This is a genomic window from Photobacterium lucens, from assembly GCF_009873615.1.
Taxonomy (GTDB): Bacteria; Pseudomonadota; Gammaproteobacteria; order Enterobacterales; family Vibrionaceae; genus Photobacterium; species Photobacterium lucens.
On record NZ_SSMG01000140.1, the window covers coordinates 1 to 6,780 of the forward strand.

Sequence of the window (6,780 nt, forward strand, 5' to 3'; positions counted from 1 at the left end):
ATAATTTTTTCTATTGATTACAATTAGTTTAAGGGGCTTATTTTGGGAGGAGCAATGGAAAGCAAAATACAGCAACGCCAAGTCTTAATGGTTGAAGATACAGCGTCGGTTGCTGCCTTGTACAAATCTTACTTAAATCCCCTTGGACTTAATGTAAGCATCGTAGGTACAGGGAAAGAAGCGCTGAGCTTTATTCAAGATATTATTCCCGATCTGATTTTATTAGATTTACGTTTGCCCGACATGACTGGTATGGAGGTGCTTGAGCGAGTAAGAAAAAATCATGGCAATGTTCCTGTTGTGATCATGACAGCCCATGGTTCAATTGATATTGCGGTTGAAGCCATACGTTATGGCGCACAAGATTTTTTAATCAAACCCTGTGAAGCGGACCGACTTCGTATCACAGTCAATAAAGTCCTAAAGGCTGAAAATAAATCTCATACAAGTAATCAGTCGAAGCAATCTGAAGGGGCGCAGTACCAAGGCTTTATTGGTAATAGTTTACCGATGCAGGCTGTTTACCGGGTGATTGAATCGGCAGCCTCAAGTAAAGCTACCGTTTTCATTACGGGAGAAAGTGGTACGGGTAAAGAAGTCTGTGCTGAAGCCATCCATGCAGCTAGCCCTCGTCACGATAAACCTTTTATTGCGCTTAACTGTGCGGCGATTCCTAAAGATTTGATTGAAAGTGAATTGTTCGGTCACGTAAAAGGCGCGTTTACTGGTGCATCCACTGAGCGCCAAGGTGCGGTAGAAATGGCACATAACGGCACCTTGATGCTGGATGAGCTGTGCGAAATGGATCTTGATCTGCAAAGTAAGCTGTTACGATTTATTCAAACAGGTACTTATCAGAAAGTTGGATCGTCTAAAATAAGTAGTGTAGATGTACGCTTTGTGTGTGCAACAAACCGTAATCCTTGGGAAGAGGTCCAAGAAGGACGTTTTCGAGAAGATTTGTATTATCGTCTTCATGTTATTCCAATTTCATTACCGCCACTAAGAGAGCGTGGTGGCGATATTATTGAAATTGCCCATGCACTATTGGGATTAATGTCGTTAGAAGAAGGAAAAAGTTTTAGTCGTTTTTCAGAGCCTGTTCTACGTCTATTTGAGTCCTACTCTTGGCCGGGTAACGTCCGTGAACTACAAAACGTGATACGTAATATTGTGGTTTTAAATTCGGGTGATGAAGTAAAACTCGAAATGGTACCTCCACCGATCAATGCAATTAACGGTGTAGAATTTGCATCTCATTCTAGAGCAATACCAGATAAAGGACGCGAAAAAAGCGTCGCTGATGCATCAATTTATTCGCATGATCATCAGAAAAATAAAATAGAGCCGCTCTGGGTAGTAGAAAAAAGAGCGATACAATGGGCAATTGACGCTTGTGATGGCAATATTCCAAGAGCTGCGGGATTATTAGAAGTAAGCCCGTCAACGATTTATCGCAAATTACAGGCTTGGCAAGAGAACAACGCCAGTGGTAGGGAGATGGATTAAATGGCAACAACGATAAATTCTGAAACGATTAAGCGCCTTGCAGATGAAGTCGGTGAAGATACTGTGTCTTTATTACTAAACGTATTTAGTGATGAACTAGAGCAGTATTCAAAACAACTATCTAATCATCCGTCAGTTGATCAAATTGGTGAAATTAGTCATGCGATCAAAAGTAGTGCTGCCAGTTTTGGTGCCGATGATTTAGCGTTGATGGCACAGGAATGCGAGTATCGTGTCAAACAAGGTCAAGATGATTGGATGATTGACCATTTGCCTGAATTTAGGCAAATGGTCGAAGGTATGATTGTGGAGTATAAGCAGTTAGCGGGAAATAATGAGCTTATCAACCGCATGCTTTAGCTTATCGCGATCATGTCGCCATTCATGATTATTGGATGCAAGATCTTCGATTTGTAAATGAAACCTTTGCTCTAATTCAGGGTGAGGCTTATCCGTTAAAATCGTATCAATCTTGCGTCCATTCATTGCGCGCTCACACCAGTGCAGCATAGTTTCAAGTGACATTTTTCCTGCCGGTCCATGCTCTTTATCTAGGTTGGTGATAAAGGTGATCTGGGCATCACATTTCTTCAGGGCTAATCCTAAATCACGTAACAGCAAAACGGGCATTACGCTCGTTAAGAAGCTACCAGGACCAAGTAAAATTAGATCCGCTTCGTTAATCGCTTGGATTGCTTCCTTTGTCGCAGGTACGGCAGGTTCTAAAAATAAACGTTTTGGAATTTCTTGCAGCTCATCGACGCTCGTTTCGCCGCTAATGATTTCACCGCTATGAGTAAATGCAGCAAGATCAGAAGGATGCTCAGACATTGGGATGATCTGAGTTTCAACGTTAAGCATATCTCGGATCAGGTTGATCGCTTCTAATGGTCGAATACACAGATTATCTAACGCTGTAAGCATTAAGTTACCAAGGTTGTGACCATCTAACTCGCCATTCCCTTTAAAACGGTATTCAAAGATCATTGAACCTACAGAGGGCTCTGTTATTAACTGATTAATACAGTTACGCATATCACCCCAGGCGATACCACCTTGGCAAGCGCGAATGCGTCCGGTGGAGCCACCGTTATCTGTAGTTGTAACAATGCCAGTTACTTGTGAGCCGTAACTGGAAAGGGAAGAGAGGATACGCCCTAGTCCGTGTCCTCCTCCAATAGCTACAATTTTCTTATTGGATTTATCAGCTTTAAGCATAAAGTTGGCTTTTATTATATTTTTGATGAGCAGCCAGACTATCAAATAATGTACATTGTTGCATTTGTTGCTGTGTAAATTATACGTAATATCACAAAAATGCTTTTAGTGACTGGTTTTGATCATACTCATTAAATAATCGTAAGTGTTTAAACAGGTTGGCTTATTTAATAATTGTTGTTTATCGATTGCTGGTAAAGGCAATATTTCCAACCATCGCTGACATAACCAACTTAAATTATCGAAGTCTTTACGTTTGTATAGGTCATCGAGATCTGGAAATTTCTCGAACATCTTTTTTAGACGTATGGCTAAGAGGCGTTGTTCATTATTGATTTCAATGGCTTTCCAGCGAGGCAAAGAGGTCGTTTTCCCCCAGAATACGCCATCGGTGGTTTGCTCTATGGACTGAATTTTAAAATTGTTTTGCCCCGACACAGTAAGCTTCAACAATTGGGTATTGGGATCTTGATCAAAGTCATCAATAGTGACGCGGGTACCTATATGAAAAAGATGTTGCGCTTCTTTCTTATCGCTGTACATACAAATACCTAAACCGTTTTTTGAAGCAAGCGCAGCTTTTAGGGTAGGTACTTGATCTACAGGTGAAATATAGATTTGCATTCGCCCAGAAGGAAGTATATGACGTTTTTGGAAAAGCAAAGGAAGCATCTTGGTCATAATGAACTCCATCGTTAAATGTGCGATGTCTAGTTTTATATACAATGCAAATCTAGTGCCTACTAAAAAGTGATCCCTCGAAAATGTTTTTCTTTAAAACTGGGCAATTAGAGCAAGGTTGAATCAGTTTAGGGGGGGATGAATGCAAATTGCTCCTTATCTCATTCTATTCGTCGCAATTTGCAAATCATGTTTTGAAAAACGCAATGGTAGGCCTTATTTCTGACGTTCAATAATAGACAGTGCAATATCTGTTGGCAGTAGCTCTAAATGACCTAATTCATCGAAATACCATCCTTTAATCAGCCCTTTATCACGCATATCAATAAATCCATTAATCACCTCTTGGGCTGCTGTTTGTGCTGAAGCTGCATCAATGCCATCCTCACGTTGGAGATAGAGTGCAATATCTTCGATGGAGGCTGATTCCATGATATTTGCCATAATAACCCTCACTTTTATCGGTAAATTAGTGGTTAAATTATTAACTAGTATTGTCGTGATCCGGCTCGAAAGGTAGAATACGACGGGATTTTTTCTGTAATTTGTTAAATACGGAAAATGTCCGATACTTTTATATTAGAAATGCTGTTGTGTAATATTCTCTCAAGGATTGATTTGCTTTGCATAACTGCCATAACTCCGAGCATTTATCACTAAGTTGCTAAGTGGTATTGAACGATTATATATACGTTCAAAAGTTGATAGGTGATTAATGCCAGTGACGATTTGTCACCAGGGTTGGTTTAGAAATGAATTGGCCTCCCGTATTTGGAAAGGTGTTCCGTGGCGAAACAATTAGAAGATAGTTTCCATCGTAAGTTTTACTACTTGCGACTTTCTGTTACAGATGTTTGTAACTTCAAATGTACCTATTGCCTACCTGACGGCTACCATCCGACAGAGAAGAAGAAAGCTTCTTTTTTGAGCTTGGATGAGATCCATCGGGTCGCATCAGCGTTTGCTGAATGTGGCACAAATAAGATCCGTATTACCGGTGGTGAGCCAAGCTTACGCCGTGATTTTACAGATATTATTAAGACGGTTGCTGATATTCCTGGGATCAATAAAGTTGCTACGACAACTAATGGTTATCGTATGGCTAAGCACGTTCATGAATGGCGTGAGGCTGGTTTAACCAACATTAATGTGAGTGTTGATAGCTTAGATCCTAAAATGTTCTACCAAATTACGGGTGAGAATATGTTCCATCAGGTGATGGAAGGGATTGATGCAGCGTTTGATGCAGGTTTTGAGCAGGTAAAAATCAACACGGTACTCCTCAAAGATTTAAACTCGCAAGAACTTCCTAAATTCCTAGAATGGATTAAGACTCGTCCTATTCAAATGCGTTTTATTGAATTAATGCAAACAGGCGAGATGGATAGTTTATTCCAAAATCATCACCTATCAGGTGTGAGCATTCGTAATCATTTGATCGCCAATGGTTGGTTACTGAAAGTAAAAGGTAGCAACGATGGCCCAGCACAAGTTTTCTGTCACCCTGATTATATGGGCGAAATTGGCTTGATCATGCCTTACGAAAAGAATTTCTGCCAAAGCTGTAACCGTTTACGTGTTTCGGCAAAAGGTAAGCTACACCTGTGTTTATTTGGTGAGCAAGGTGTCGATTTGCGTGATTTGCTGGCGCGTGATGATCAAAAAGATGAACTGATCGCACGTATTCAAGCTGGGCTTAATGAAAAAGCAGTAAGCCATTTCTTGGATGAAGGCAAAACAGGTATGACACCTAACTTAGCCTCTATTGGTGGTTAACGCCCTTTATTTTCCCTTATTTTAGTCAGCATGGTGAGTCATGTTACTGCCGTGCTGTGTTTATCGCTTCGTTGAGGAACGATTACATAATGAATCAATTTACACATATTAATGCATCTGGCGAAGCCAATATGGTCGATGTGTCAGCTAAAGCAGAAACCGTACGTGAAGCACGTGCCGAAGCTTTTGTTCACATGGCACCAGAAACACTAGAGCTGATTGTTTCAGGACAGCATCACAAAGGTGATGTGTTCGCAACAGCACGTATTGCGGGTATTCAAGCAGCGAAAAAAACATGGGATTTGATCCCATTGTGTCACCCGCTATTGCTATCAAAAGTAGAAGTACAGTTGGAAGCGATCCCTGCTGAAAATAAGGTGCGTATTGAGTCTTGCTGTAAGCTTGCGGGTAAAACTGGTGTTGAAATGGAAGCGCTTACAGCGGCTTCTGTTGCTGCTTTGACTATTTACGATATGTGTAAAGCGGTACAAAAAGACATGGTAATTAGCCAAGTTCGTCTGCTAGAAAAAACAGGCGGTAAATCAGGTCACTTTAAGGTAGAAGCATGATCAAAGTTCTCTTTTTTGCACAAGTCAAAGAGCTTGTTGGTATCGATAGCCTTGAAGTTGACGCTGTTTTTGCAACCGCAGATGCACTGCGTAGTGAGCTAGCAACTCGTGGCGATAAGTGGCAATTAGCATTAGAGTCTGGAAAGCTATTAGTTGCTGTTAATCAAACGATCTGTTCGTTAGATACACCATTGAAGGATGGTGATGAAGTGGCATTCTTCCCGCCAGTAACAGGAGGTTAACCCATGATCTCTGTTCAGTTTGATGACTTCTCTGTTGCTGATGAATACGCAAAGCTCTCTGAAGGCACTGAAGCCGGCGCGGTAGTTACATTTATCGGTAAAGTACGTGATTTTAACCAAGGTGACGCGGTTACAGGATTATCGTTAGAGCATTATCCTGGGATGACGGAAAAGTCATTACAGGAAATTGTTGATCAAGCAAATCAACGCTGGCCATTATTGAAAACTCGAGTGATCCACCGAGTAGGTGATTTAGCGTTGGGCGATCAGATTGTTTTTGTTGGCGTAACCAGTGCTCACCGTGGTGCTGCTTTTGAAGCGTGTGAATTCATTATGGATTACTTAAAAACACGCGCACCGTTCTGGAAGAAAGAGCAAACCCCAGAGCAAAGCCGATGGGTTGATGCGCGCGAAACAGATACTTCTGCTGCCGATCGTTGGTCAAAATAATCAAGATTGCATGTAAAAAAGGAGCCGAGAGGCTCCTTTTTTTGTATAAATTAAACAGCTGAGGTAGGGGATATTTCGTTATTTGGTTTGTTCGTTTTTCTTATTCTTATCACGTGATGTCATCATAGATGGAACGTAGTTATGGCGAAAACGTGATGGGCTGCGCGGCGTAGCAAAACCTACTGGTCTCATATAGATACTCTTCAATTGCAGTGTAAAGTTCTTCTTTATAAATCAGTAAATAAAGCATAAACACTTTATTGAATATAGTTTAACCTCTTTTTTATTTGGTTGATATGTTACTAGTAGGATAAATCTGTCGTTATAATGAGAAT

Annotated in this window: 9 protein-coding genes and 1 riboswitch; of the genes, 6 read left to right on the forward strand and 3 right to left on the reverse strand. The window is 40.9% G+C overall.

The features are described from left to right. Positions 1-54: 54 nt before the first annotated feature. Positions 55-1,509 (forward strand): quorum-sensing sigma-54 dependent transcriptional regulator LuxO, encoded by a 1,455-nt coding sequence (gene luxO / locus E5A76_RS06860; RefSeq protein ID WP_053986948.1) that lies wholly within the window; start codon positions 55-57, stop codon positions 1,507-1,509. Beyond that, a complete protein-coding gene (locus E5A76_RS06865) occupies positions 1,510-1,869 on the forward strand; it encodes an Hpt domain-containing protein (protein WP_053986947.1) in 360 nt (119 codons plus the stop codon). Here the strand turns inward: E5A76_RS06865 and yvcK are convergent. The 3 genes from yvcK to E5A76_RS06880 all read right to left on the reverse strand — a co-directional run bounded on the left by yvcK (position 1,831) and on the right by E5A76_RS06880 (position 3,852). After that, on the reverse strand, positions 1,831-2,727 hold the full coding sequence (yvcK, locus tag E5A76_RS06870; RefSeq protein WP_053987175.1) for a uridine diphosphate-N-acetylglucosamine-binding protein YvcK: 897 nt from the start codon (positions 2,725-2,727) through the stop codon (positions 1,831-1,833). The two genes, E5A76_RS06865 and yvcK, sit on opposite strands and share 39 nt — an antisense overlap. A gap of 105 nt (positions 2,728-2,832) precedes the next feature. Continuing rightward, complete coding sequence (locus E5A76_RS06875; RefSeq protein WP_053986946.1) at positions 2,833-3,408, reverse strand: LON peptidase substrate-binding domain-containing protein; 576 nt, start codon at positions 3,406-3,408, stop codon at positions 2,833-2,835. Between the two features lie 216 nt (positions 3,409-3,624). Next, positions 3,625-3,852, reverse strand: a complete 228-nt coding sequence (locus E5A76_RS06880) for a hypothetical protein (protein WP_053986945.1) — start codon at positions 3,850-3,852, stop codon at positions 3,625-3,627. Between the two features lie 184 nt (positions 3,853-4,036). Then, positions 4,037-4,206, forward strand: a riboswitch (molybdenum cofactor riboswitch). Here E5A76_RS06880 and moaA point away from each other — a divergent pair. The 4 genes from moaA to moaE all read left to right on the forward strand — a co-directional run bounded on the left by moaA (position 4,180) and on the right by moaE (position 6,445). Continuing rightward, the gene (gene moaA, locus E5A76_RS06885) at positions 4,180-5,184 is read left to right on the forward strand and encodes a GTP 3',8-cyclase MoaA (protein ID WP_187695580.1); all 1,005 of its coding nucleotides are present in this window, start codon (positions 4,180-4,182) and stop codon (positions 5,182-5,184) included. Its footprint overlaps the riboswitch before it by 27 nt. A gap of 89 nt (positions 5,185-5,273) precedes the next feature. Continuing rightward, a complete protein-coding gene (gene moaC / locus E5A76_RS06890; protein ID WP_053986943.1) occupies positions 5,274-5,753 on the forward strand; it encodes a cyclic pyranopterin monophosphate synthase MoaC in 480 nt (159 codons plus the stop codon). Continuing rightward, on the forward strand, positions 5,750-5,995 hold the full coding sequence (gene moaD / locus E5A76_RS06895) for a molybdopterin synthase sulfur carrier subunit (protein ID WP_107165383.1): 246 nt from the start codon (positions 5,750-5,752) through the stop codon (positions 5,993-5,995). The genes moaC and moaD overlap by 4 nt, the downstream gene beginning before the upstream one ends. 3 nt (positions 5,996-5,998) lie before the next feature. Continuing rightward, positions 5,999-6,445, forward strand: coding sequence for a molybdopterin synthase catalytic subunit MoaE (gene moaE / locus E5A76_RS06900; RefSeq protein WP_008987541.1), 447 nt, complete (start codon positions 5,999-6,001; stop codon positions 6,443-6,445). The last annotated feature ends 335 nt before the right edge of the window (positions 6,446-6,780 follow it).